This is a genomic window from Acinetobacter sp. WU_MDCI_Abxb74, from assembly GCF_025513915.1.
Taxonomy (GTDB): domain Bacteria; phylum Pseudomonadota; class Gammaproteobacteria; order Pseudomonadales; family Moraxellaceae; genus Acinetobacter; species Acinetobacter calcoaceticus_C.
In genome coordinates, this window is record NZ_JAHPRP010000014.1 from 42,678 (window position 1) to 69,299 (window position 26,622).

General features: G+C 40.6%; 23 protein-coding genes and 1 riboswitch. Of the genes, 10 read left to right on the plus strand and 13 right to left on the minus strand.

Annotation, left to right across the window (positions count from 1 at the left end; genetic code table 11):
* Positions 1 to 122: 122 nt before the first annotated feature.
* The 4 genes from lptF to KTH84_RS17510 all read left to right on the plus strand — a co-directional run bounded on the left by lptF (position 123) and on the right by KTH84_RS17510 (position 5,167).
* A complete protein-coding gene (gene lptF / locus KTH84_RS17495) occupies positions 123 to 1,223 on the plus strand; it encodes an LPS export ABC transporter permease LptF (protein ID WP_042894309.1) in 1,101 nt (366 codons plus the stop codon).
* Positions 1,223 to 2,293 carry an LPS export ABC transporter permease LptG gene (lptG, locus tag KTH84_RS17500; RefSeq protein ID WP_262474484.1) on the plus strand — a complete coding sequence of 357 codons (1,071 nt, stop codon included), beginning with the start codon at positions 1,223 to 1,225 and terminating at the stop codon, positions 2,291 to 2,293. The genes lptF and lptG overlap by 1 nt, the downstream gene beginning before the upstream one ends.
* A 126-nt stretch (positions 2,294 to 2,419) precedes the next feature.
* Positions 2,420 to 3,967 (plus strand): 2,3-bisphosphoglycerate-independent phosphoglycerate mutase, encoded by a 1,548-nt coding sequence (gpmI, locus tag KTH84_RS17505; RefSeq protein WP_262474485.1) that lies wholly within the window; start codon positions 2,420 to 2,422, stop codon positions 3,965 to 3,967.
* A 15-nt stretch (positions 3,968 to 3,982) separates the two neighbouring features.
* Entirely contained in the window at positions 3,983 to 5,167 is a 1,185-nt protein-coding gene (locus tag KTH84_RS17510; RefSeq protein WP_262474487.1) for a S41 family peptidase, read from the plus strand.
* 4 nt (positions 5,168 to 5,171) lie between these two features.
* Here KTH84_RS17510 and KTH84_RS17515 read toward each other — a convergent pair whose 3' ends face one another.
* Genes KTH84_RS17515 through KTH84_RS17525 form a run of 3 tightly spaced genes read right to left on the minus strand, consistent with a single transcriptional unit; the run spans position 5,172 to position 8,831 of the window.
* Positions 5,172 to 6,593 (minus strand): sigma-54-dependent transcriptional regulator, encoded by a 1,422-nt coding sequence (locus KTH84_RS17515; protein WP_262474489.1) that lies wholly within the window; start codon positions 6,591 to 6,593, stop codon positions 5,172 to 5,174.
* A 23-nt stretch (positions 6,594 to 6,616) separates the two neighbouring features.
* On the minus strand, positions 6,617 to 8,185 hold the full coding sequence (locus tag KTH84_RS17520; protein WP_262474490.1) for a sensor histidine kinase: 1,569 nt from the start codon (positions 8,183 to 8,185) through the stop codon (positions 6,617 to 6,619).
* A gap of 10 nt (positions 8,186 to 8,195) precedes the next feature.
* Entirely contained in the window at positions 8,196 to 8,831 is a 636-nt protein-coding gene (locus KTH84_RS17525; RefSeq protein WP_042894320.1) for a response regulator, read from the minus strand.
* Positions 8,832 to 9,043: 212 nt separating this feature from the next.
* Here KTH84_RS17525 and pbpG point away from each other — a divergent pair, with 212 nt between their 5' ends.
* Positions 9,044 to 10,090 carry a D-alanyl-D-alanine endopeptidase PBP7/8 gene (gene pbpG / locus KTH84_RS17530; RefSeq protein WP_202743749.1) on the plus strand — a complete coding sequence of 349 codons (1,047 nt, stop codon included), beginning with the start codon at positions 9,044 to 9,046 and terminating at the stop codon, positions 10,088 to 10,090.
* 107 nt (positions 10,091 to 10,197) lie between these two features.
* Here pbpG and thrC read toward each other — a convergent pair whose 3' ends face one another.
* The 4 genes from thrC to xerD form a co-directional block, all read right to left on the minus strand.
* Positions 10,198 to 11,337, minus strand: coding sequence for a threonine synthase (gene thrC / locus KTH84_RS17535; protein ID WP_202743750.1), 1,140 nt, complete (start codon positions 11,335 to 11,337; stop codon positions 10,198 to 10,200).
* 54 nt (positions 11,338 to 11,391) lie between these two features.
* Entirely contained in the window at positions 11,392 to 12,693 is a 1,302-nt protein-coding gene (locus KTH84_RS17540) for a homoserine dehydrogenase (RefSeq protein ID WP_042894330.1), read from the minus strand.
* Between the two features lie 244 nt (positions 12,694 to 12,937).
* Entirely contained in the window at positions 12,938 to 13,750 is an 813-nt protein-coding gene (locus KTH84_RS17545; RefSeq protein ID WP_262474493.1) for a DsbC family protein, read from the minus strand.
* Between the two features lie 146 nt (positions 13,751 to 13,896).
* Positions 13,897 to 14,817, minus strand: coding sequence for a site-specific tyrosine recombinase XerD (gene xerD, locus KTH84_RS17550; RefSeq protein ID WP_262474495.1), 921 nt, complete (start codon positions 14,815 to 14,817; stop codon positions 13,897 to 13,899).
* Between the two features lie 143 nt (positions 14,818 to 14,960).
* On the opposite strand from xerD, the gene KTH84_RS17555 reads away from it, so the two are divergent.
* From KTH84_RS17555 to ftsW, 5 genes are all read left to right on the plus strand, one after another.
* On the plus strand, positions 14,961 to 15,224 hold the full coding sequence (locus tag KTH84_RS17555) for a ferrous iron transport protein A (protein WP_016801736.1): 264 nt from the start codon (positions 14,961 to 14,963) through the stop codon (positions 15,222 to 15,224).
* Positions 15,221 to 17,074, plus strand: a complete 1,854-nt coding sequence (locus KTH84_RS17560; protein ID WP_262474496.1) for a ferrous iron transporter B — start codon at positions 15,221 to 15,223, stop codon at positions 17,072 to 17,074. The genes KTH84_RS17555 and KTH84_RS17560 overlap by 4 nt, the downstream gene beginning before the upstream one ends.
* A gap of 20 nt (positions 17,075 to 17,094) precedes the next feature.
* A complete protein-coding gene (locus tag KTH84_RS17565) occupies positions 17,095 to 17,346 on the plus strand; it encodes a DUF6587 family protein (protein WP_133975763.1) in 252 nt (83 codons plus the stop codon).
* Positions 17,347 to 17,506: 160 nt separating this feature from the next.
* The gene (gene murD, locus KTH84_RS17570; protein WP_262474500.1) at positions 17,507 to 18,853 is read left to right on the plus strand and encodes a UDP-N-acetylmuramoyl-L-alanine--D-glutamate ligase; all 1,347 of its coding nucleotides are present in this window, start codon (positions 17,507 to 17,509) and stop codon (positions 18,851 to 18,853) included.
* Positions 18,854 to 18,877: 24 nt separating this feature from the next.
* The gene (gene ftsW / locus KTH84_RS17575) at positions 18,878 to 20,074 is read left to right on the plus strand and encodes a putative lipid II flippase FtsW (protein ID WP_202743753.1); all 1,197 of its coding nucleotides are present in this window, start codon (positions 18,878 to 18,880) and stop codon (positions 20,072 to 20,074) included.
* A gap of 49 nt (positions 20,075 to 20,123) precedes the next feature.
* Here ftsW and gluQRS read toward each other — a convergent pair whose 3' ends face one another.
* From gluQRS to KTH84_RS17605, 6 genes are all read right to left on the minus strand, one after another.
* Entirely contained in the window at positions 20,124 to 21,056 is a 933-nt protein-coding gene (gluQRS, locus tag KTH84_RS17580; RefSeq protein WP_262474502.1) for a tRNA glutamyl-Q(34) synthetase GluQRS, read from the minus strand.
* Between the two features lie 2 nt (positions 21,057 to 21,058).
* On the minus strand, positions 21,059 to 21,598 hold the full coding sequence (gene dksA / locus KTH84_RS17585) for an RNA polymerase-binding protein DksA (RefSeq protein ID WP_042894354.1): 540 nt from the start codon (positions 21,596 to 21,598) through the stop codon (positions 21,059 to 21,061).
* A gap of 210 nt (positions 21,599 to 21,808) precedes the next feature.
* Positions 21,809 to 22,621 (minus strand): 3',5'-cyclic-AMP phosphodiesterase, encoded by an 813-nt coding sequence (gene cpdA, locus KTH84_RS17590; protein ID WP_042894358.1) that lies wholly within the window; start codon positions 22,619 to 22,621, stop codon positions 21,809 to 21,811.
* Positions 22,618 to 23,253, minus strand: coding sequence for an NUDIX domain-containing protein (locus KTH84_RS17595; protein ID WP_262474506.1), 636 nt, complete (start codon positions 23,251 to 23,253; stop codon positions 22,618 to 22,620). The genes cpdA and KTH84_RS17595 overlap by 4 nt, the downstream gene beginning before the upstream one ends.
* A gap of 75 nt (positions 23,254 to 23,328) precedes the next feature.
* On the minus strand, positions 23,329 to 25,206 hold the full coding sequence (gene thiC, locus KTH84_RS17600; RefSeq protein ID WP_174727247.1) for a phosphomethylpyrimidine synthase ThiC: 1,878 nt from the start codon (positions 25,204 to 25,206) through the stop codon (positions 23,329 to 23,331).
* Positions 25,207 to 25,294: 88 nt separating this feature from the next.
* Positions 25,295 to 25,429, minus strand: a riboswitch (TPP riboswitch).
* A gap of 34 nt (positions 25,430 to 25,463) precedes the next feature.
* The gene (locus KTH84_RS17605; protein WP_262474508.1) at positions 25,464 to 26,549 is read right to left on the minus strand and encodes a hypothetical protein; all 1,086 of its coding nucleotides are present in this window, start codon (positions 26,547 to 26,549) and stop codon (positions 25,464 to 25,466) included.
* Positions 26,550 to 26,622 lie beyond the last annotated feature (73 nt).

Genomic DNA, 26,622 nt, shown 5'->3' on the forward strand with positions numbered 1-26,622 from the left:
AAAGTTATGATGAATTAAAACATTGAAACACTTTCAAGCATAGCGTTGCAATGTGCGGTTTTATATTTTTAACATTCGGGTAAACTAGCAGTCGTCCCGATTAGCCTTTTGGAAGTATTACTTTGATTATTCGGCGTTATCTCGTCAAGCAAGTTGTCTCTACCTCATTAGTGGTCATTTCCTTATTGACCTTAATCATGATGGGTGGTCGTCTGATCAAATACTTTGGTGTGGCGGCGCAGGGGCGTTTAGATGCCAGTATCTTGTTTAGCATCATTGGGTATCGTTTACCTGAATTTCTAACACTCATTTTACCACTGGGTTTTTTTATTGGTTTAATGTTGGTGTTTGGTCGTTTATATGTTGACCATGAAATGGCAGTCCTGAATGGTAGTGGTGTGAGTCGTCATCAATTGGCGCGACTACTTATTCCAATGACACTTGTTTATATGGTTTGTCAGTCTGTGCTTATGCTCTGGATGACGCCATGGGGACTACGTGAGTTTGAAAAATTAACCACCACTCAAGCGGTTCGGACAGGTTTTGATTTGGTTCGCCCAAGAGAATTTATTTCTTCTGGACCCTATACGATTTATGCAGGTTCGCTATCTGAAGATCGAAAAAATCTAAAAGACATTTTCTTTTATCAACGCGCTACCAAAGAAGATAAGCCAGATGTCATGATCTTGGCAAAAGAAGCGACTCGTGTAGAAGTTGCAAATGATACAGCCAATGTGGTTGATCTGGTACAGGGCCGCCGTTATGAAATATTCCCGGGACAACCAAAATATACACAAGCAGAGTTTCAGTCTTATCGTCTACGTTTAGAAAATGACAAAGATGTTAAGTTTGAAAGTGGGGACGTAGAAGCATTATCAACGACTAAGCTTTTTTCAAAAACGAATGATCCAGTGATAAGAAGTGAGTTGGGATGGCGTTTGTTTGGACCATTCACCATTCTTATTGCTTTAATGCTTTCTGTGGCATTGTCTGAGGTGAGCCCAAGACAAGGTCGTTATTATCGTCTTATTCCGGCGGTTTTTATTTTTTCCAGTCTGATCGTATTAATGATTGCAATCAAGACTCGTATTAGTAAAGAAGAACTCGATATTTGGGCTTATCCTGCCGTGTTGGTTGTTTATGGCGTTGCAGCTGCCTTATTTTCACGTAAACAGAAGTTGGCACCAAAAATCAAGAAACAGATCAAGCGAGTGAAATTATAATGTTAGCACGTCGAATAGTCGCCAAATATGTGACGAAAACCACTGCGCTTGCAATGTTTGGCACCACAGTTGTTTTGTCGATTTTACAGATCTTATTTACATACCTTGGCGAGTTGGGTGAGCTCAAACCAGACTATAATGCATGGCAAGCTCTCATCTATGTGTTGTGGGGGGCGCCTCGTTATCTATATGAAATTTTGCCTATTTCTGCCTTGATTGGTGCTGTAATTGGTTTAGGATCACTGGCGACAAGCAGTGAACTTATTGTTATGCGTTCTGCCGGTATTAGCTTATGGCGTATTGTCGGTTGGGTGATGCGCTCAGCTTTACTGCTTATTATTTTGTCTTTTACTTTAAGTGAATGGGTTATTCCATATACCAATGAAAAAGCAGAAAGTGTTAAAAGTCACCGCTCTATCGCTGCTTTAGGCGAAGTAAAAGGTTATTGGTCACGTGAAGGGCAGCGATTTATCTATATCGACTATGCGAACTCTCAAGGCAATTTAAAAGATATTCAAGTGGTCGATTTTGACCAGAACTATTACTTGCAATCATTAATTAATGCTCAGCAAGGACAGTTCGTAAAAGATGGTCAATGGGCTTTGAAGAAAGCAGAACAAATGGATATTCTGGCGGCAGGAAATGCCATCAAAACTGACCATGACGAACAATCGCTTTCTTTAGCATTACAGCCTAAATATGTGCACATGGTGACTTTAGATCCTGAAGATTTATCACCAAGCCAGCTGATTAGTTTTATGCGCTATATGGATGAATATAGTCAGGTTCCAAAGACCTACCAATTGGCTTTCTGGCAAAAAGTTGCTTCACCATTTTCATTGATCGCTCTGGTTCTAGTGGCGTGTTCATTTATTTTTGGGCCCTTACGCCAACAATCAATGGGTTTCCGTTTAGTGATCGCATTGTTTATTGGTTTGAGTTTCTATTATTTGCAGGATTTCTTGGGCTATGCCAGCTTGGTTTATTCCCCATCTCCAGCATGGTTTGTACTCGTACCTATCTTGTTAATGTTTGGTGCCGGAAGTTATTTGCTTTACCGCGCTCGCTAGTAATTATTGATATTTATAGCTTTCATCAATCGTAGATATTGGTGAAAGCCATAGGAAAAAATAGAGTCTTGACCGAAAATTCGGTAAGATATTGTGACGAAATTGTAGACAAAAGAGAAATAGATTATGACGGATGCAACTGCTGGCAAGATCCCTCACGTTCTGGTCATTATGGATGGTGTCGGACACCGTGAAGCGACTGAAGATAATGCCTTTCTTGCAGCAAAAACACCGAATTTGGCAGCAATGACAGCAAAGCACCCAAATAGTCTAATTTCTGGTTCTGGTGAAGATGTTGGTTTACCTGATGGACAAATGGGTAACTCTGAAGTTGGTCATATGAACCTTGGTGCTGGTCGTGTGTTGTATCAAGACTTTACCCGTATTACTAAAGATATTCGTACTGGCGACTTTTTTAAACATGAAGTGCTAATTAACGCTGTTGAAAAAGCCAAAGCCACTGGGGGTGCCGTTCATATTATGGGATTGCTCTCAGACGGCGGCGTTCATTCACATGAAGACCATATTGTGGCGATGTGTGAACTTGCATTAAAACGTGGTGCAAAAGTTTATTTACATGCTTTTCTTGATGGCCGTGATACGCCTCCACGTAGCGCTCAGTCGTCTTTAGAAAAATTAGATGCATTATTTGCTCAATACCAAGGGCAAGGCCGTATCGCGACCATGATTGGCCGCTACTTTGCAATGGACCGTGACAACCGTTGGGATCGTGTTGAGCAAGCTTATCGCTTGTTGACTGAAGGCGAAGCACTTCGTACTGCGCAAACAGCAGTGGAAGGGTTAGAGTTAGCTTATGCAGCCAATGAAAACGATGAGTTTGTAAAAGCGACTCGTATTGGTGATATCGCTAAAGTACAGGACGGCGATAGCGTTGTATTTATGAATTTCCGTGCTGACCGAGCTCGTGAAATTACTCGTGCATTTGTAGAAAAAGACTTTGCCGGTTTTGAGCGTAAAGTTGTACCGAACCTTTCTAAATTTGTCATGCTCACCCGTTATCAGGCTAGCATTGATGCGCCAGTTGCATATATGCCAGAAGCATTGAAAAATTCATTAGGTGAATATTTATCTTCTTTAGGGAAGACTCAGTTGCGTATTGCCGAAACTGAAAAATATGCTCATGTAACGTTCTTCTTTAGTGGTGGACGTGAAGATGAATATCCGGGCGAGAAGCGTATTTTGATTCCATCTCCAAACGTTGCGACATATGATCTTAAGCCTGAAATGAGTGCTTATGAAGTCACTGATGAATTGGTTAAAGCCATTAATTCTGGTGAATATGATTTATTGGTTGTGAACTATGCCAATGGTGATATGGTAGGTCATACAGGTATTTTTGATGCTGCTGTTAAAGCAGTTGAAGCCGTCGACCTTTGTTTAGGGCGTGTCTATGAAGCAGTAATGGCAAAGAAAGGTCATATGTTGATTACTGCTGACCATGGTAACGTTGAACAAATGCAAGACTACGAAAGCGGTCAAGTTCACACGCAACATACAACGGAACTTGTACCGTTTATCTATGTTGGCCCAACACAAGCAACAATTGCAGAAGGTGGCGTGCTTGCCGATGTAGCACCGACGATTCTCAATTTAATGCAGATTCCTGTTCCTGCTGAAATGCAAGGACGTAACCTGATTACATTATCTGCATAAGCCAAAGGTGATTGGATGCTGCAACACATTAAATATAAAAAACTTATTGTAAGTATGTTGCTGTGTTGCAGCCAATTTGCTTTTGCAGCGCCAGTTGTAAAAGAGAAATTGTCACCTTTGCATTCCGATTCGGAAGAACCGGAACATAGTTATGCAGAGGTGCCGATCGAGTCAATTCAACAGTTTGTTCAAATCTATGGAATTGTCCGAGATAACTACGTTGACGTGAAGTCTGACGATGCCTTATTTCAGCAAGCCATTAAAGGGCTGGTAAGTGGGCTTGATCGTTACTCACGCTATTTGTCGGCAGAAGAATATCGTCAATTGATTCAATATACTGAAGGTGACCTCGCCTCTGTTGATTTTGCTTTAAGCCCTGAATTGCATGCCCATAAATGGATGATTCGTGATCTTAAAACTGGCTCAGACTCATACAAATTAGGTTTGAGAAATGGTCAGGCGATTCTCAAGATTGATAATCAAGACTTAAAAAATTTAAACCAAGATCAAGTGTTCGGGCTACTTTATGGCTCTATCGGAAGTACGCTTCAAGTGCAAGCAGAAGAGTTAAATGGAAACATTAATTTAGTTCGTAATAAAAAAATAGAAACCGATATCGAACCTGTAATGCTACATAATCAGGTTTTAGTACTAAAAATTAGAGTATTCCAGCAAGACACGGCAAATGAAATTAAACGATTAATTGAAGAAAATAGTTCACCACGTTTAAAAGCCGTTTTAATCGATCTACGAAACAATCCGGGTGGACTGTTATCGGCAGCAGTCGAGTCGGCAGATTTATTTTTAAATAACGGGATTATTGTTTCAACTAAAAGCCGTTCAGAGGGTAATCAGCAATTTCAGGCTTTGCCCGGCAATGAATTTCAGAATATAAAGTTAGGTATATTAATTAATCATCGTTCTGCATCGGCAGCTGAAGTTTTTACTGCGGCCATGAAAGAGCACCAGCGTGCATGGGTCATGGGCGAGAAAAGTTATGGAAAAGGAGTCGTGCAGAAACTGTTTCCTTTGCCAAGTGGTGCGGCACTACAAATGACAGTCTCACATTACTACACGCCAAATGGCAATATGATTGAAGGGCAAGGTATTCAGCCTAACCAGAGCTATCCTTTGCCCCCAGAAATGAAAGAAGACGTATATTTAGATCGTGTTGCAGACTTATTTCTAAAGAAAAAATAGTTTTTTATACTTCCTCTCCTAATTCAGTATCTAAGCCAAACTTTTTCAATCGATAGCGTAAAGAGCGAAAGGTCATTCCTAGCTTTTTAGCTGCTAAGGTCCGGTTCCAATGTGTCATGTCCAATGCGTTTAGCAGAATATCTTTTTCAATATTTTCTAAGTAGCGTTCTAAGCCTTCCATTGGTAATTTTGGTCGAGCCTGAGCAACCGCAGTTGATGTGTCATTCACTGGTTTAGTGGTGATTTGCGAGTTAGCGCTACTGCTTCTGAGAAGAGTCGTATTTAAGTGTGATAAATCAATACATTCATCATCACTTAAGGTAATAGCGCGTTCAATCATATTTCTTAATTCACGAACATTACCCGGAAAATCTTGCTGCAATAAATAAGTTTCAGCAGTCGTGGTTAATTGTTTACTTGGAACTTCCCATTCCAGACAGACCTTTTGAATAAAGTGATGGGCTAATAGCAAAATATCTCCACCACGTTCACGTAGTGGGGGCAACATAATATCCATCACATGAATACGGAAAAATAAGTCCTGACGGAATTTGCCTTGTCGGACTAATAAATCTAAATCTTGGTGGCTGGCGCTAATCACCCGAAAATCAACATCAATTTCCTGATCTGAACCTACTGGGCGAATCTTTTTCTCTTGTACTGCCCGAAGCAATTTAACTTGCATACTTAACGGCAATTCGGCAATTTCATCTAAAAATAAACTGCCGCCATGAGCGGATAAAATAAGGCCTTGTTTGTCTTGGGTCGCTCCAGTAAAACTACCTTTTTTATGCCCAAAAAGTTCACTTTCCATGAGCTCAGTTGGAATTGCCCCACAGTTAATCGCAATAAATGGACCTTCGCTGCGGTTACTCAAACGGTGAATAAGATTAGCAACAACTTCTTTACCTGTACCGGATTCCCCCGTAACAAACACTGGAGCTTGGGAACGGGCTATTTTTTTTATAGCAATACGTAGGTTTTGTATAGGTGGAGAACGTCCAATTAATAGGTCATTTTCCAACGTTGTTTCACCGAACTCATGCTCTGGTTTTGGTTGATTTAGCGCTTTTTTTAATAACTGATCTAAATGAATTTGGTTAATAGGTTTACTTACAAAGTCAAAAGCTCCCGCCTTTAACGCTGCAATTGCAATATCCATATTGCCGTACGCAGTTAAAACTGCAATTGGTGTGTGAGAATAAGTTTGAGAAACATGTTTAACTAATTCTAAACCGCTACCGTCGGGTAGGTTTAAATCGGTTAAGCATGCATCGTAATGAAACTGAGTAAAGAGTTGTTTGGCCTGTTCAACCCGATAAGCAAGATGTGTTTTAATCCCCATTCGCGCAAGAGTCATTTGCATTAAAAGGCACAAATCTTCTTCATCGTCTACAAGCAAAACTAGTGGTTGCTGTTCTGCCATTTCCCCAAAAACCTAATAAATAATCAATATATTATTGGACATTCCATTCGGAAGCATGCCCCTTGTTTTTGCTCTACATACGTGAGCTTTGCATGGTTTGCCTCACAAAAACTATGAGACAAATATAATCCTAAACCAGTTCCATTAATTTCGGTACTAAAAAATGGTTTAAATAATTGAGATATATCACGTTTTGAAACACCTTCACCGTAATCGATCACATCAATATAGATTTTATTTGTTTGTGAATGAATGTTGATCAGTACATGCGGCGAATCGGGTGCATTATGACGTAAAGCATTCCTAACAAGGTTAATCAGCACCTGTCTGAGTTGTTTCTCGTCAAATAATAATTTTAAGGATAAATCAGATATTTTAAGCTGTATAGAATGTTTAACATCCGATAGATCTTCGTCTAATAACGTTTTTATGAAGTCGTTTAATTCAATCTGAATCGGGTGAGTTCTTTCGCTGCTGGCAAGTCCTAATGTGTCTTGAACAATACTATCGATGCGTTTTGTTTGCTTGCCAATCATACGGCTTAAAGTATTTTGCTGCTCTAAATCACTATCTTTAAATAATTCATTTGCCTGAACAATTGCTGCCAGAGGGTTACGGATTTCATGTGCAATACTGGCTGAAAGTTGCCCTAAAGCGGCAAGTTTGAGTTGTTGAGCTTGCTGATTAATGTGTTGTGCATCTTGTAAAATGAGTAGCGTCAATGCCTGTTGTGGCACCACAAGATGCTGCACTTTAATATTAATAGAGTAGGCAGAAAGCTTTGATTCAAAAATAAATCGGTCACCTTCTTGTAAGTTACCAAACTTAAGAATTTCAAATAAATCGGGGTGCCACTTAGCTAAAGGATATTTTTCACTGGCAAATTGTGGCGGAATGCCTAACAGGGAGCAGGCAGCCGGATTACTTAGAACAATGTCGTAGTTTTCATCTAGAACCAGATAACCTTCTTCAATTTGTTCCAAAATATAGCGGTTAATATTTTGTAGTTGATATAGTTCGATGGATTGGTGGAAAGTTAGCGCCTCAAGTAATTTAAAGCGCTGAACCGCAATTTGCCCGATGCCATGCACCACAAAAAATAAAAAGGCTAATAAGGCACTATTACCAATTGTATTTAGATTATTGTAGTCAAATAAACTACCGACAAAGCGTTGGTAAATAACAGCAATGACTGCAAGTAATGTAATGAGTAAAGACATTCTTGCGCTGAGCAGAATTGCCGAGGTGAATATGGCAATAACATATAGCAAGCTGAGTTGAAGATTTGGTTCACCTACAGAAAATGTAAGTAAACTCAGGCAGATAACATCAACTACAAAAAATAAAATAAGCTGCTTTGTTGCCTGAGTTGAAATAAACTTAAAACACAAAAGCTGAAGAAGGCTTAATATGGAATAGCCAAGCAGTGTGTAAGAATATAAAGCGGGTTGCTGTAGACTATTGTCGATTTGAGCATCGGTTAAAACCAAAATAATATTGAGGCTAACCGCAATAATAAGACGATATAAACCATACCACGTGCCCAAACGAAAAATCGTATGGGACAACGATGAGTTTAAGGGAAATTGCATATAAGTCTGATTAGGGTTTGATCAGACCATAACGGATCGCAAGATGAGTCAGTTTAACGTCACTATCAATGGAGAGTTTTTCAAAAATACGGTAGCGATAAGTATTCACCGTTTTAACACTTACAAAAAGTTTGTCCGCAATTTCTTGAGCGCTAATACAATTTACAACCATCATTGCAACTTGCATTTCTCGTTCGGATAGAGCGTCAAAAGGTGATTGTTGTGTATCCGATAGATAGGAACTCGCCAACTGCTCAGCAATATCGGCACTGAAGTATTTGCCGCCTTGCATGACTTTGTTGATTGCCCGAACCATTTCTGTAATTGGAGCACCTTTAGTGATGTAGCCTTTAGCTCCTGCTTTAAGCAAAAGAGAAGGGTATGGTTCTTCTGATAAACCACTTACAGCAATAACTTTTGTATCTGGTGCACTTTGTAATAAACGACGTGTTGTTTCTACACCGCCGATACCTGGCATATTGACATCAAGTAGTACAACTTGAGGATGTTTCTGACGAACTATAGCAATAGCTTCCTCACCAGATTCGGCCTGTCCAATTACTTCAACATCGGCATGATCTTCTAACATACGGCAAATGCCTGTACGTACCAGTTCATGGTCATCGACAACTAAAACTGTAATCAAGAAGACCTCCTTTCTTTCAAAAAACAAGTTTTTTGTTACATAAAGCAAAATTAGCTTGCAATGGGATGACAAAATTAGCAATCCTATTCTTATATAGTGAGCGAATAGTTGTGCACAATTGTGTCGGTAAAAGCGTTATACCTTATACCTCAAATGTAAGGCATAATTATAGTTAGCGCAAATGTGTATCACCCTGAGTCGAGTATTGTGCCGTGAAAAATTCTAAAAAGTCTTTAATGCATGTGCTAAGCATGTCTATTTTGCTTAGTTTGAGTTCAACAAGCTTTGCAGAACTCGTCAATAACCCGTCCTCAGGGAGTGGTGGGAGTGCAAGTTTAAATTGGTCTTCAGCTGACGCTAGTCAACTTTTGAATGATGAAGATGATGAACCTACTATACAAGGGTCAACATCTGTAACTACAACTTTACGTGGTGGTAATGCACCCAAAGTCGTGGCATCTGCACCAAAATTTGCTCAAATCCGCGATACCTCTGGTTACAATGCCCAGCCGAGTGTAAGTGCTCGTGCCGCATTGGTGATGGATGCGCAAACTGGTGAGGTTCTTTATAGTAAAAATACGAATGCTTCTGTTCCAATTGCATCTATTACTAAACTTATGACAGCAGTGGTAACAGCAGATGCTCGCTTAAACATGTCAGAAGAAATTATGCTTGAGCAAATTGATTTTGCGGGGGCCGGCGGGAAAAATTCTAGCTCAACACTGCGTGTTGGCGACAAGATGAACCGTGCTGAAGTGTTATTGTTTGCCTTAATGAAATCTGAAAATCCGGCAGCAGCGGCTTTAGCGCGTACTTATCCGGGTGGTCGTCCTGCATTTGTAGCTGCAATGAATTCTAAAGCACGTGCTTTGGGTATGACAGCTACCCATTATGTTGAATCTACGGGCTTACATCCACAAAATGTATCTTCTGCGCGTGACTTAGGAATTTTGGCGAGTACAGCATCTCAATATGGCTTAATTCGTCAATTTTCAACAACACCAACTTATGATTTTAACTTGGGTTATCGTGTGTTGAAATCTAACAATACCAATGCATTAGTGCGTAATGGTGGTTGGAATATTAACTTGTCTAAAACAGGTTATATCAATGAAGCAGGTCGCTGTGTTGTCATGCATACGACTGTAAACTCACGTCCAGCCGTGATTGTATTGCTTGGTGAGCCAAGTTCGCAAGCACGTAATAATGATGCAACTAACCTATTGAGTTGGTTGAGTAATTTACCAAAACGTATTTAATTTAAATATTTTAAAAACGCTTCGATCAAGAAGCGTTTTTTTATGGCTATTAAAAAAGACATAAAAAACGGCTGTGTTGAACAGCCGTTTTTATGAAAACTCAGATTTTACATATTAGATAAAATCGAATCTTTTACTTGGCTCATTGTTGCATCAATTGACAACATGACTGCATCGGCACATTGCTTGATTGCTGTGTCTGGATCTTTCAAGCCATTACCTGTTACGGTACAAACAATCACAGAACCTTCAGCAATTTTACCCGCTTTAATATCACGGATTGCACCGCCAATAGAAGCAGCAGATGCAGGCTCAACAAACACACCTTCATACATAGAAAGTAAACGCTGAGCTTCTAAAATTTCGCTGTCTTGAAGTTCATCAAACCAGCCTTTTGAGTCGCGTACGACTGCTTTCGCATGGTTCCAGCTTTGTGGATTACCAATACGGATTGCAGTTGCAACTGTTTCTGGGTTTTCAATTGGAGCACCACGTAAGAATGGAGCTGCACCAGAAGCCTGATAACCTACCATTGTTGGTAAACCTTCAGGTTTTGGACCAGTAAACTGATCTGTTGCTGCGTCATAAATAACTTGTTCAAACTGATCAGCAGGTTGATTTGCTACTGCTTCAGTATAGCCCATCCAGTGAGCTGTGATGTTACCCGCGTTACCTACAGGTAAGCAGTGATAATCAGGTGCACGACCTAAAGCTTCAACAATCTCGTAAGCAATAGTCTTTTGACCTTGTAAACGATAAGGGTTGATTGAGTTTACAATCGTTACAGGCGCTTGATCAGCAACTTCTTTTACAAGACGCATACCATCATCGAAGTTCCCACGGATTTGCATGGTGATTGCACCATACATCATCGCTTGAGCCATTTTACCCATCGCGATTTTGCCTTCTGGAATCAAAACAAATGCTTTGATACCTGCACGTGCAGCATAAGCAGCAGCAGCAGCAGAAGTGTTACCAGTAGATGCACAGATAATCGCTTTAGAGCCTTCTTCAACCGCTTTGGTTACAGCCATGGTCATACCACGGTCTTTAAATGAACCAGTTGGGTTTAAACCCTCATATTTCACATAAATTTCAACATCTTTGCCAATAATACGTGGAATATTCTCTAGTTTAATGAGTGGGGTGTTGCCTTCACCCAAAGAGATAGCACGAGTAGTTGCCGAAACTGGCAAACGGTCACGATAACGATCTACAAGACCAGTATAACGATTGGCATTAGACATGATGGTGTTCCAATTAAAGATGAAGCGGGAGAGGGAGTCTTTCCCTCAACCTGATTAACTATCGAGCGATTCTAAACGAATTCTTACGATTTCGCCATGAATTGCGGGTAAGGCTTGAATTTGTGCAAGTGCCTCATCCATCTTAGATTCAACGATTGGATCGGTCAGAATCACGATTGGAATGAGGTCTTTTAAACGAGATTGTTGCATAATGGCATCAATACTAATTCCAGCACGGCTTAAGATGGTCGTGACATCTGCAAGTACACCAGTTTGATCTTCTGCATTTATGCGGATGTAATAACCTGTGGTCATTTCTTCACGGCTTAAAATTGGCACATTTGTTAATGCTTCAAAAGCAAGTTGAGGAATCGTCCCTGCACCATCTTCGGTATAAGAGATGTCACGGACAATATCAATTACATCGGCAACAACAGCAGAAGCAGTTGGACCAGCACCAGCACCAGCGCCGTAATAGAGTGTAGGACCTACAGCATGCGCTTGAACTAAAACAGCATTTTTAACGCCATTTACATTCGCAATAAGCTGCTCATCTGGAATGAGTGTTGGGTGAACGCGTAGTTCAATACCCTTTTCAGCACGACGTGCAATTCCTAGGTGTTTAATGCGGAAACCGAGATCTTCGGCATATTTCACATCTTGTGCGGTAATTTTGCTAATACCTTCGGTATAGACTTTATCGAACTGAAGAGGAATACCAAAAGCACAAGACGCTAAAATTGTAAGCTTGTGCGCAGCATCAATACCTTCAACATCAAAAGTTGGATCTGCTTCTGCATAACCAAGTTCTTGAGCTTCTTTTAATACATCATCAAATGCACGGCCTTTCTCACGCATTTCGGTCAGAATAAAGTTGCCTGTACCATTAATGATGCCTGCCAACCATTGAATATGGTTTGCAGCAAGGCCTTCGCGGATGACTTTAATAATTGGAATACCGCCAGCAACTGCTGCTTCATAGGCAATTTGTACAGCATTATCTTCAGCTGCTTTAAATAATTCATTGCCATGTTCAGCAAGTAAAGCTTTGTTTGCGGTCACGACTTGTTTGCCGTGTTTGATCGCTTCCATGATAACTTCGTAAGCAGGGTGTATCCCGCCCATCACTTCAACAACCATATCAACATCTGGTTGACGAACGATATCAAGTAAATCTGCGCTTTGTTTAATCCCTTCCAGTTCAAGATCTGGACGAGGGCGACGTGTTCCAACGTGGGTAATTTGAATTTCTCGACCGGTGCGACGTTTAATTTCAGCGGCATTTTCTTGTAGTAGTTTAAGGGCTCCTCCACCTACGGTTCCTAGACCGAGTATTGCCAGGCGAACTGGTTTCACGTCACACTCCATATCATCATTTAATCATTTAGTTGAAGCTAGATCATAGCTAAAAAAAACGCCAGACTCTAGCGCTTTTAGTGCCTGTTCAATGAATTAGAGTGCGATGTTTGGAAAAGAAGAGTAGATCAGTCTTTAAACACCGATAGGTAAAGCATTATTTATTGAAAAAACAAAGCGCTGCAATGAGAGCAGCGCTTTTTGTAAGAGAATGATGATTAATCATTCATCAACTTTAAGTAGATTATTTATCCAGACGTTTAATTAATTCAACTGGTGTTAGATATCCACCCAAGTACTCGCCATCAGCATTGTAAATAGCAGGTGTACCATTTACACCCATGTTTAAGCCAAGTTGATATTGCTCTCGAACAGGGTTCTTACATTGAGCAGGAGGGATGTTAATGCCCTGTACTGCTTGATTAAATGCAGCTTTACGATCTGCGCTACACCATACAGCTTCCATGGTCGGCATAAATTGTTCGCCGCGTGGCCAAGCGATATAGCGTATCTCAATACCCTTTTCATTAATTTCGGGTATGTGCTCATGTAGCTTATGGCAATAAGGGCAGCTTGCATCGGTAAACACATAGATCACGTGCTTAGCCTTGCCTTTTGCAGGGTAGACAATAAGATCTTCATTTTTTAAAGCGGCAAGATGCTTTTTATTTTCTGATGCTTGAAGTGAATCACCAATATTATGAAGCTCTTTGCCTCCTAATCGGATTACATCACCCTGAATTAAATATTTACCATCACTTGTTGTATAAACTGATGTCATCCCTTCAAGATTCACCCAATATAAATTTGGAACTTCAGTCGGTTTGATATCTAAAATTTTGGCGCTGATATTTGCATTCTTAAATTGTTTTTGCAAAGTTTCGATCAAACGCTGCTTGGCATTACGCTCGATAATGGTTGAAGCTTCCCCTGTAGCAGGTGCAGTCGCTGTGAGCGCATCTTCTTTTTGTGGTTTGTTTTCTTTAGAACAAGCACTGAACAAAAGGCTAGATGCCAAAGTACAGGCAAGAAAAATTTGAGAACGGGTAAAAGACATAGATAACCCTTATTTCATCAGTATTTATAGTCAGAAGCTGCTAAGCATACCAAAAAATCTAACGTGTATTGTTAAAACTTTCTTAACCTTTGTGAACGAAATCAAGTGATTGATATGAAATACTTGAGTGGGGTCTGAAACCTTTATCATCCTCTAGGGTGATGTTTTTCATGTAATTGTTGCATTCTGATTTGTGCAACATGCGTATAGATTTGTGTTGTAGATAAATCGCTATGACCCAGTAACATTTGCACGACGCGTAAGTCAGCACCATGATTGAGCAAATGCGTTGCAAAAGCATGACGTAAGGTATGAGGTGAGAGTTCAGCTTGAATATTGGCTTGAAGCGCATAGCGTTTAATGGCATACCAAAAGTTTTGTCGACTCATGATCCCGCCATGTTGGGTTAAAAAGAGATAGTCAGTCGAGCTTTTATAGAGTTGAGGCCGTGCAATATTTAAATAACGTTCTACCCACTCACAGGCGAATTGTCCTAGCGGGACCAAGCGTTCTTTATTGCCTTTACCTGTAACCCTTAAATAGCCTTGTTTTAAATTAATGAGTTCCATACGCAAGTTAAGTAGTTCTGAAACACGCAAACCACATGCATAAAGCACTTCAAACATTGCTCGGTCACGTAAGCCAAGTGCAGTATTGATATCTGGTGCTTGAATTAGTGATTCGACATCTTCTTCAGATAGATCTTGGGGTAATGCCCGCCCAATTTTAGGAGAGTGGTGGGTCGCAACCGGATTATCACTCCGTAATTTCTGTTCACGTAAAAATTTGTAAAACTGACGTAGGGCAGATAAACACCGTGCAATCGAGCGGGGACTTTTTCCTGCTTTGGTCAGTTCAATAAGAACATCGGCAATATCATCACTTGACCATTGTGGAAGAGTATTTTTTTTATGGAGTTCACTGCATTGAATGAGGTCAGATAAATAAGCATTACGTGTATGTGGACTCACTGTCTGGGCAACGAGATAGTCGCGAAAACCTTGTAAAAAGCTTAAATGTTCTGGAATTTGAACAGGACTTGGAATACGCGGTTTTTTATTTAACATACACTACATCCTCTAAACCTCTGTACTGTAAAAGAAACTTTAAGGTTTGTCGATTAAACTAAATAGGAAGTGAAATTTAACCTTATTTGGTAATTATTCTCATTTATATGTATACTATTAAAAAAGGTTTAGGATCGGATGCGGTGCGTTTATCAGCTTTAAAAGTGAAGCAAGCGGCGACCATCAGCAAAGTGAATCGGATATCAGTAGAGTCCGAGCAGCAAGATTTGGTCGCAATTCGTTTGGAAAGTCTGGGCTTTGTGCCAGGCACACGAGTGGAAGTGATTACCAAGGGTATTTTTGGTGGTGATCCGATCTTGATCCAAATTGGCTTTACTCGTTTCGCTTTGCGTAAAGCAGAAGCGGACAAAATCGAAATTCAAGTAGAAGAAGGAGTACCCGCATGAGTGATGCGTTACGTATTGCCCTTGTGGGAAATCCGAACTGTGGTAAAACCTCTCTTTTTAACCATTTAACTGGAACTCGACAAAAAGTCGCAAACTATGCGGGTGTAACGGTCGAGCGTAAAGTAGGTCATTTTCAGTTACCTTCAGGGCGTGCAGTGCGTGTACTCGATTTACCGGGTACATATAGTTTAAATGCAACCAGTCCTGATGAAGTCATTACCCGTGATGTTTGCTTGGGTAAAATTGCCGAAGAAGGTCAGCAAGATGCCTTTTTATGTGTGGTCGATGCGACTAACTTAAAATTGCATTTAGGACTAGTGCTCGAAATGATCGAGCTTGGCCGTCCGATTTTACTCGTACTGAATATGATGGATGAAGCACGTCGTCGTGGCATCCAAATTAATACTCAAAAGTTATCTCAACGTTTGGGCGTAGCAGTCGTTGAAACAGTTGCTGTTCGTAATGCGGGTATTGAAAATTTATTACATGCCCTTGATCAAGAAAAATACGGTGTGCCACAGACCGAACTGAGTGGTTTGACTGGAACTCATCATCAAAAAATCGATATGATTTTTAAAGATGTTGTTCAATATGTTGATCAGGGAGATAAGCGTACTGATTTTCTAGATCGAATTTTCCTACATCCAGTTTTAGGCCTACTTAGCCTTGCTCTCATGATGTTTATTGTGTTCCAAGCAGTTTTTGCTTGGGCAGCTCCGTTCATGGATGGCATTGAAGGCTTCTTCGGCTGGTTGGGTGAAGTGGTAGGGACTGTGATTACACAGCCACTACTGCATAGTTTGGTTGTTGACGGAATTATCGCGGGTGCAGGTGGCGTAGTTGTGTTCTTGCCACAAATTTTAATCTTGTTCTTCTTCATTTTAGTATTAGAAGAATCAGGTTATTTACCGCGTGCAGCATTCTTGCTTGATAAATTAATGTTTCAAGCTGGCTTAAGTGGGCGAGCTTTTATTCCTTTACTTTCAAGCTTTGCCTGTGCAGTACCGGGAATTATGGCAACCCGTAGTATTAGTGACCCTCGTGATCGTTTTACGACCATTATGGTTGCGCCTTTAATGACCTGTTCAGCACGTTTGCCAGTATATGCTTTGCTTATTGCTGCATTTATTCCAGAAAAAATGATCTGGGGTATTTTCAACTTACAAGGTCTGGTGCTATTCGGTCTGTATATGGCTGGTATTGTGAGTGCTCTTTGCGTTTCATTTTTAATGAAGTTTTTGCAAAAAGATAAGTCACAGCATGCTTTACTGCTAGAGCTACCGAGTTATCGTTTCCCCGATTTAAAAAGTGTGGGAATCGGTTTGCTAGATCGCGCAAAGATCTTCTTGAAACGTGTTGGTGGAATCATTTTTGCGCTTTCTATCCTGCTCTGGTTTTTGTGTACTTTTCCGCAGCCACCTGAAGGGGCGACATTACCTGCGATAGATTATAGTTTTGCCGGTATGCTCGGGCATCTTATTCAACCTGTATTTGCTCCAATCGGTTTTAACTGGCAAATCTGTATCGCTTTAATTCCAGCAATGGCAGCGCGTGAAGTTGTAGTCGCAGCATTAGGTACGGTTTATGCCTTGTCTGCAACGAGTGACGATGCTGTAGCTCAAGGTTTGTCACATCTGATTAGTGCAGATGGCTCGGGTTGGTCCTTGGCAACAGGATTGTCGCTTTTAGTGTGGTTCATTTATGCACCACATTGTTTGGCCACATTGGCAACGGTACGACGTGAAACAGGTTCATGGAAACATGTTGCTGTCATGACTGCATATCTGTTCGGCTTGGCTTATTTGGCATCGTTTGTTACCTATCAAATTGCTTCCCACTATTGGGGTTAAGGCAAGAAAGGAGGTTGTACATGATTCAATATCTGATTATTGCGGTTTTAGTGAGTTGGAGTGCTGTTGTTGTTTTTAAGAAAGTATTTCCAAAAACAGCAAATTCAGTCTTTTCTACACTATCTGCATTTTGTGAAAAGCAGGGTTGGACAACCTTAGCAAAATGGCTTAAGCCAAAAATGACCTTTGGTTGTGCTGGTGGTTGTGGTTGTTCAAGTGAAGATAAACCTACGAATACAGTTCAAGAAATTAAGCCGATTAAATGGCAGTAAATTTAGTATTTCTTGTTTCGTCTAAAAAGCCATCATATTGATGGCTTTTTTACGCACTGACACAAAAAAAGATGAATAAAGTTCAAACTGAAAAAGCATTCAAAACAGCAAAGTGCTAACATTTTTGCCATTCTGTCGATTGATAAATTGTGGGGCAAAAATGTTAATACAACGTGGTGGATTAAAAGTTGTCGCAGGCTTGGGAATATCAGGCGTTTCTGCTGTTAATTTCCTGCATGAACAAGGCTACCAAGTTGCAGTAACGGATTCTCGTCCCACACCCCCAGGCTATGACCAGATTCCAGCTGGCGTTAAAACCAGTTTCGGTCAACTTGACCAAGAATTATTATTACAAGCAGAAGAAATTATTTTAAGCCCAGGCCTTGCACCGCAATTACTAGAAATTCAGGCAGCTATTGCTCAAGGGATTTCAGTCGTAGGCGACATTCAATTATTACGCCGCGCTACCGAAGTACCTATTGTAGCGATTACGGGTTCTAATGCGAAAAGTACAGTAACGACTTTAATTGGCTTAATGGCTAAAGATGCAGGTAAGAAAGTTGCCGTTGGTGGAAACCTTGGACGTCCAGCTCTAGACTTACTAAAAGACCAACCAGAGTTGCTTGTACTTGAGTTATCAAGTTTTCAATTAGAAACCACGTCTCATTTAAATGCTGAGGTTGCTGTGGTTCTTAACATGAGTGAAGACCATTTAGATCGTCACGGCGATATGTGGGGTTATCACCAAGCAAAACACCGTATTTTCCAAGGCGTTAAAAAAGTTGTATTTAACCGTGATGATGCTTTAAGTCGTCCTCTTGTTCCAGATACAACACCAATGCAAAGCTTTGGTCTAAATGCTCCGGACTTAAATCAATATGGCGTTTTAAGAGATGGCGATGGTACGCTTTGGCTTGCGCGAGGCCTACAGCGTTTAATTAAAAGCTCGGATTTATATATTCAAGGCATGCACAACGTAGCCAATGCTTTAGCTTGTTTGGCATTAGGTGAAGCAATTGGCTTACCGATGGAATCTATGCTTGAAACGTTAAAATTGTTTAAAGGATTAGAGCACCGCTGCGAGTTTGTCAAAACCGTAGATGATGTACGTTATTACAATGACTCTAAAGGAACTAACGTTGGCGCTACACTTGCAGCAATTGATGGTTTAGGCGCTGCGATTGAGGTTAAAAAGGGTAAGGTTGCCTTGATTTTAGGTGGGCAGGGCAAAGGTCAAGATTTTGCTCCATTACGTTCTTCTATCGAAAAATATGCCAAAGTTGTGGTATTGATTGGTGAGGATGCTTCAGTTATTGAACAAGCAATTCAGGGTGCAACCAAAATTTTGCATGCAGTAACGCTTAAAGAAGCTGTAGAGCTGTGTCAACGTGAAACACAAGCTGAAGATGTGGTGTTGTTATCACCAGCCTGTGCAAGTTTTGATATGTTTAAAAGTTATAATGACCGTGGTCAGCAGTTTGTTGCCTGCGTCAATTCGTTGGTTTAAAGAAAACATGATTAGGAATGTTGTATGGCAGGCTTAGCTCAGACCACAATCCAGAAAATCAATCATTGGTATGAACGGATATTGCCTAAATGGCCAGCGGAAGTGACGCCACGTAATGTCCTGATTTTCTGTGTCGTTGCATTGTTGTGTATCGGTTCAGTGATGGTCGCATCCGCTTCGATGCCCTATGCTGAATATATGCATGAAAACCCGTTTCACTATGTGATTCGTCATGGTATTTCGATTGTCGCTGCGGCTGTGGTGGCTTATTTGACCTATCGGATATCACTCAATACGTGGTTTAAAAATACTTTCCCGTTGTGGTTGTTGACCATGGTTCTGTTGCTTGCTGCTTTGGTGGTGGGTTCAGAAGTCAACGGTTCTACACGCTGGATTAAGATTGGTGGCTTTACTTTACAGCCAACAGAGGTTGCCAAAGTCATGATGGCGATCTTTACCGCAGACTACGTTGTTCGCCGTGCCAAAGAGGTTCGTACCCACTGGAAAGGCTTATTACGTTTAAGTGGGGTCATGGCAATTACGGTTGGTTTAATTATTGCTGAGCCTGACTTGGGTGCTACGATCGTAATTGTGCTGATGATGGTCGGAGTATTCTTTTTAGCTGGTGCGCCGCCAACACAGTTCTTAATCATGCTTGGCGCGATTGTAACCGGTATTGTGTTTTTGATTTTGTTTGAACCCTACCGTTTCCAACGTTTGATTTCGTTTACCGACCCATGGGCAGATCCATTAGGGGTGGGGTACCAGTTATCAAATGCGTTAATGGCCTTTGGCCGTGGTGAGTGGTTTGGTACAGGCTTAGGGCACAGTGTACAAAAACTATCTTATTTGCCAGAAGCACATACTGACTTTATGTTGGCGGTGTTAGGCGAAGAATTTGGTTTCCTTGGTATTTCTATTGTCATAGTATTATCTTTCTCGATGCTAGCATGTTGTATCAAAATTGGTCATCGTGCATTGAAACATCATTACCTTCGCGCAGGTTATTTGGCTTACGGCATTAGTATTATTTTCTTGCTCCAGATTTTAGTAAATGCGGGCATGAATATGGGTTTAATGCCAACCAAAGGTTTGACTCTGCCATTTATTAGTTATGGTGGTACATCCTTAATGATGTGTGCTGCGATGATTAGCTTGATCTTAAAGATTGATGCTTCAACCCAAGAAGTTAACCCAGAAAGGGAAGAATCAAACTTCTAATTGAATATTTTTGCATTAAAAAACCCGATTTGATATCGGGTTTTTTTATTTATAGATATGTTCCATTCAGCTGCTCTACATGTGGAATTAACTCTACATTCCACTGCGCTACTGCTTGTTTAAGCATAACTTTAGGCTGGTCTAAATCAACGTTAGGTTGTCCTAGTGCTTGTATTGCTTGTTGCAGCAATTGAGGAGCTTTTGACAAATCGAGTGCCTGAGCCAGGTTTTGCTTAGAGAGCTTTTGGCCTTGATCGTTCATGGCGAGAGGAAGGTGCATATAGCTCAGTTTAGGATAACCTAAGAGCTTACCAAGCCAGATCTGACGTTCAGTGTTATCTAATAAATCTGCGCCTCGAACGACATGGGTGATGCCTTGCAAATAATCATCAACGACTACGGCAAGTTGATAGTTAATAATCCCGTCACGGCGTTTAAGAACAAAGTCTCCAAGGTCATGTTGCAGATTAGAACAATGAAGTCCTTGTAGTCGGTCATTAAAACAGATTTGTTGATCTTGAACTTTTACCCGAATGGCTTGGTCTTGGAAATCAAGATTTAGATTGCGACAAGTCCCTGCATAGATTGCATTTGAGCCCAGCATTTTGCGCGTACATTGACAAGCATAGATAAGACCCTCTTTTTTAAGTTGATCTAATACACTTTCATAAATGTCTAAACGGTTTTTTTGAAAGATGATTTCTGCATCGGGTTCGAACTGGAAGGCTTCCAGTGATGTGAGAATATGATCTTCACTGCCCTGATAAATACGGGGGATATCTGTGTCTTCGACACGAACTAGCCATGTGCCATGATGGGCCTTTGCATCACAATAACTGGCAACGGCAGTAATGAGTGATCCAAAATGCAAAGGGCCGGTTGGCGATGGCGCAAACCGACCTGAGTAGCGAATCAGCGAAACATCGTTTCGCCGCTGCGCAAGAGTCGAGCTGAGCTCGACTGGAGGATTCTCAACAGTCACAATTAACCGTTATTTTGCTTCTCTTTGATTTCTGCCAAAGTTTTGCAATCAATACATAGAGTTGCCGTTGGACGTGCTTCTAAACGACGTAAGCCGATTTCGATACCACACGTTTCACAGAAACCATAGTCTTCATTTTTAATTGCTTCCATAGATTGTTCGATTTTACGAATTAACTTACGTTCACGGTCACGTGTACGCAATTCAATTGCAAACTCTTCTTCTTGGGTGGCACGGTCATTCACATCGGGCAATGCAGTCGATTCGTCTTGCATCGTATTCAACGTACGATCAACTTCAGACATCAATTCAGCTTTCCATGCTTGCAGAATTTGTCGGAAATGCTCGAGCTGTCCTTCAGACATGTACTCTTCATTTTTCTTAGGTTGATAAGGTGCAATACCAAATAAACTTGCAGTTGTGCCTATGTCAGAAGTTTTAGGTTTCACTTTACGTGCACGTTTCACAGCAGAAGCTTTTTCACCTTCTACTACAACTTCTGTATGTTCATCCAAAACTTGGTTGTGGTTGTCATTCGCCATAATAGGGCATTCCTCATCATACACGTATTATCTATACGCAAAAAATATGGTGATATGCAAGTGTTTTTATAGAAAACCATCGATGGATTTTACCATCGGGTCGTCATCATATAGATTTTTCCTGCAAGATGATAGTCATTCCGACCCGTAAATATTTTCAAAACATGTTTAGCCTAGTCATAATTGCATATAAGCATATAAAAAATAGAGCTAATAGCCTGAAATATCAGTATTTATAAGGCCCTGAAAATTTTCAAGACGGAAGACTTCTGTTTCAAAACTACCATCGTTTTTTAGGCGAATGTAACGGTAGCCGGGAGCATTTTGGTCTAGGGCAAACTCATTACTAAACGGTTTGAACTGAACGCTTGTTGAGGGGGTCGAGAAAAATTCGATCCCTTGCCAAGTGTTTAGGGAGTCTTGGTGAACATGCCCGCAGACTAAAGCTTTTACATTTTTAAATGGAGCTAATGTTGTAAGCAACGCATTAGAATTTTGTAACTTGTGATGATCAATCCATTTAGATTTCATTGCGAAAGGATGATGATGACAAGCCAGCAAAATAGGGTTATCCGAAAACTCTTCGAGTAATGTCGCTAAATTTTGTAGTTGTTCTGGCGACAGGTGACCATCAATCTGACCTTTTACCGCACTATTTAATAAAATAACACGCCAGTTTCCTAAGCAAATGACCACAGGTTCCTGATGGTTTTCTTTATGCAATGGAAAATGGTCAACGTTATCATGATTACCCAGTGTCTGAAAAAATGGCAGCCCTAACGTTTGCATATATTGAATATAACGTTTGTAGGTAATAGGCGTTGGTGCTTGAGCGAGATCTCCAGTATGGATAATGGCATCAGTTTCTGGATGCTTTTTCAGGATCTGCTGAATAATGGCATGAAAACTTTCTTCAGGGTTCATCCCCACAAATTCTAAATGTGGATACTCCAATAAGTGGGTATCGGTAATTTGTATAATGACATGGTCTTTTTGTGAAAGTGTTGAGACTTGAAAAGTCACCGTCCTACCTCGTCGGATTTTATTATCGTTGTGATGTATTGAGATAGCCATTGTAACGCCATAATGACAGGGGCATTTCTCAAACGTCCTTGACTTAATAATGTTGATATTTCGCTGTAGTCAAACAGGTGTAAAAGAATATTTTCACCTTCATCAGGCATGCCAAAAACTTCGCCTTCTGATGGTAAATCTGTTTCGGCAACATATAAATGAAATATTTCTGAGCATGCCCCTGCAGACGGATAAAAGCTGAATAGATGTTGTACATGATTAATGGTACATCCGGACTCTTCAAACGTTTCACGGCGAATACAGCTTTCAGGAGTCTCATTTCCATCTAATACACCTGCAATGATTTCCAATTGCCATGGTGAATAGGCGTCATTAATTGCGCCAACCCGAAATTGTTCAATCAGTGCAAATTGTTGTCTTTGATCGTTGTAGAGTAGAACGCCAGCTGCTTCAGGGCGATGAACAAGTTCACGCTGCAATACATGAGTATATTCAGGCTGATTAAATAGACGATGTCGAAGGCTGACTTTTTCAACTTGAATAAAACCACGGAATAGAGATTCGCGTGATGTTACTTCGACATCTTTAGATGTATAACTTGGACGTTCAACAATACTCATGATTCGATCAGGACGAAATCTATTTATTTCATCCTAACCGAGAATCATGGCTAGGCAAGTGTTTTTTTTGAATATTTACACTTTATGATACAGTTTTTGACCTTGTTCTTGATAAACCTCTTTCATGGCTTTGAGGCCTTCTTCAACCTCTGAATTGCTATTAGTGAGGTTGTTGGCATAGTCACGAACATTCTGGGTGATTTTCATTGAACAGAACTTTGGTCCGCACATTGAGCAAAAGTGTGCAGATTTGTGAGCTTCTTTCGGTAAGGTTTCATCATGCATACTACGAGCCGTGTCAGGATCTAGACTTAAGTTGAACTGATCGTCCCAACGGAATTCAAAACGTGCTTTTGACAAGGCATTATCGCGAACTTGCGCACCTGGATGTCCTTTAGCAAGATCAGCAGCATGGGCTGCAAGCTTGTAGGTAATAATCCCGTCTTTAACATCTTTTTTGTTTGGTAGGCCAAGATGCTCTTTCGGTGTGACATAACAAAGCATTGCTGTGCCGTACCAACCAATCATGGCAGCGCCAATTGCAGAGGTAATGTGGTCGTAACCCGGAGCGATATCCGTTGTTAAAGGCCCAAGTGTATAGAATGGGGCCTCTTTACAAACTTCTAGCTGCAAGTCCATGTTTTCTTTAATCATGTGCATTGGCACGTGACCAGGGCCTTCAATCATGACTTGAACATCATGTTCCCATGCACGATGAGTGAGTTCACCGAGTGTTTTAAGTTCACTGAACTGTGCTTCGTCATTCGCATCTTGAATACAACCCGGACGTAAGCCATCGCCTAAGCTAAACGAAACATCGTAGGCTTTCATGATTTCACAGATTTCATCGAAATGAGTGTATAGGAAGTTTTCTTCATGATGTGCTAGACACCACTGCGCCATGATTGAACCACCACGAGACACAATACCGGTCAAACGATTTGCTGTAAGTGGCACATAGCGAAGCAATACACCTGCGTGAATCGTGAAGTAGTCAACGCCTTGTTCAGCTTGTTCGATGAGCGTGTCTTTAAAGATTTCCCAAGTCAGGTCTTCTGCAACGCCATCCACTTTTTCAAGTGCTTGATAAATAGGTACGGTGCCGATTGGAACAGGTGAGTTACGAATAATCCATTCACGTGTTTCATGAATGTTTTTACCTGTCGACAAGTCCATAATGGTGTCAGCACCCCAACGGGTTGCCCATGTCATTTTCGCAACTTCTTCGTCAATTGAAGAACCAAGCGCTGAGTTACCAATGTTGGCATTAATTTTAACCAAGAAGTTACGACCAATAATCATTGGTTCAAGTTCTGGATGGTTAATATTCGCAGGAATAATGGCGCGACCTTCAGCAACCTCTTGGCGAACGAATTCAGGTGTGATTTCTTTTAAGTTTTTTGCACCGAAATTTTGTCCAGGATGCTGGCGCGTATCAACACCTTCACGTTGGCGCTGATTTTCACGAATTGCAATATATTCCATTTCAGGTGTGATAATACCTTGCTTGGCATAGTGCATTTGAGAAACATTTTTGCCAGCTTTGGCACGGCGTGGATTTTGAATGTGGGCAAAGCGAATATCTGCAGTACGGATATCTTTTAAACGTTCTTGACCAAATGTTGAAGTTAAGCCAGAAAGTACGTCAGTATCGTTACGTTCTTCAATCCAGTTTTGGCGAACTGAAGGTAAACCTTTGTCTAAATCAATTTGAACATTTGGGTCGGTATAAACACCTGAAGTGTCATAGACCATAACAGGGGGATTATGTTCACCGCCAAGTCCAGTTGGGGTATCGGTGAGAGAAATTTCCCGCATTGGAACCTGAATGTCAGGGCGAGAGCCTTCAATATATACTTTTTTAGAAGCGGGTAAGATGCGAGTTAAATCTTTTGCATCTTGTTCATGTTGCGCTGAAATTTCAACAGAAGAAAGATTCGTTAACTGGTTCATTACATGATCCTTATGAATAACATCAACGAATCAAGCACGACCAAAAACGATGGCGGATTTATCTTTACTAGATAAATTTGAGGCTTTAGTTTTTAGATGGCTTGATTCCTACGCAGGTCTTAACCTGATCAGGTTCAACGGTACTTGTGATCAAACTTGTGTTGCGATAACACAGAATTTACACAATCTCAGCGAGCTATTACTCGCGCTCCGTCAAGCGAATTACAGACTAACATGATTTAGGTTGGCTGGCATTGTCAATTTGTATCTATACAAACCGCATCTATATGGCAGTCACGATAGACTTCCGTGTTCCATGGCGAATCAAATTTTAATAGCTGTTCAAGTTGCTCATGAGTAATCTGATAATTTGATTTTTTCTCTCCACTTTTATCAGTCAACTCTACGTTAAATTGTGTTTTACGTTCTTCTACAGGCGTGGCAATAAATTTAAGAAATTGCTGGGCAGGTTTCGCTAAACTCGACTGGCTCTGTGTCGATAGAAAGCGGATTTGTTGAAGTGCATCTTTATCAATCCATGTGTTTGGAGCATATTCATCTGAAACAGGGGTGTTATCTAGGCCAAAGAAAATAAAATAGCGATATTCGTTAAAGAGTAGTTTTGCATCACCAATAAAATAACTCTTAGGATATTTTTGAATAAATTTTTCCCAAAAAAGTGCACGTTCAGTGAGCTCTTTCCACGAAACAGCCAAAGCACCATCGTTATAAAAAATATCCTGATTGTCTTTGGCCATACGAGTTAAGAACTCTTTTTGGTCAACTGGTAAGGCTTTAGAAAAAACATCAACCAGATAGTTGGGCTGACGTCGATAGGTAAACATACCTTCGCCTTGATAGAGTAGTTCAATATAGGCTTCACCATTATGTTGAAGTAAGTATTGGTCACGTGGACTAAGTTGGTCGAATAATTTTTTCTGGCTTTGGATAACTTTTTTAGGGTCTCGTTGTTTTTGTTCTAAAACAGCATAGCCAAAAGCTTCAAACGCTCTGGCTGTTTTGTCAGTGTGGTCTTGCTTAAGAAAACGTTGATACATGGTAGTTGATGCATTAATAAGCTTAAGCTGTTCATCATTCTTTAAAGATGGAACACACGTTTTGAGTTTCTCATTAATTTGATTTAAGTCTTCTATTTTGCTGGTTTGATTGATTTTCTGCATCGCGGCATTGATCTGTATGCAGCTGTTATCTGGTTTGCTTGCAGGCTTCTGTTCAGCTGATTTCTGCTCTTTAGAAACAGCTTGATCTTGTTGCGATGTCTTATTGCAGCCAGCTAAAAGTAGTGCGCTGCACATACTCATCATTAGAACTTTTTTCATCATTGTATTTTTATCGAAGTGAACATTGATCAAATTATAACTCGGAAAAAGATTGCATCATTGTTAGAAATCTTTA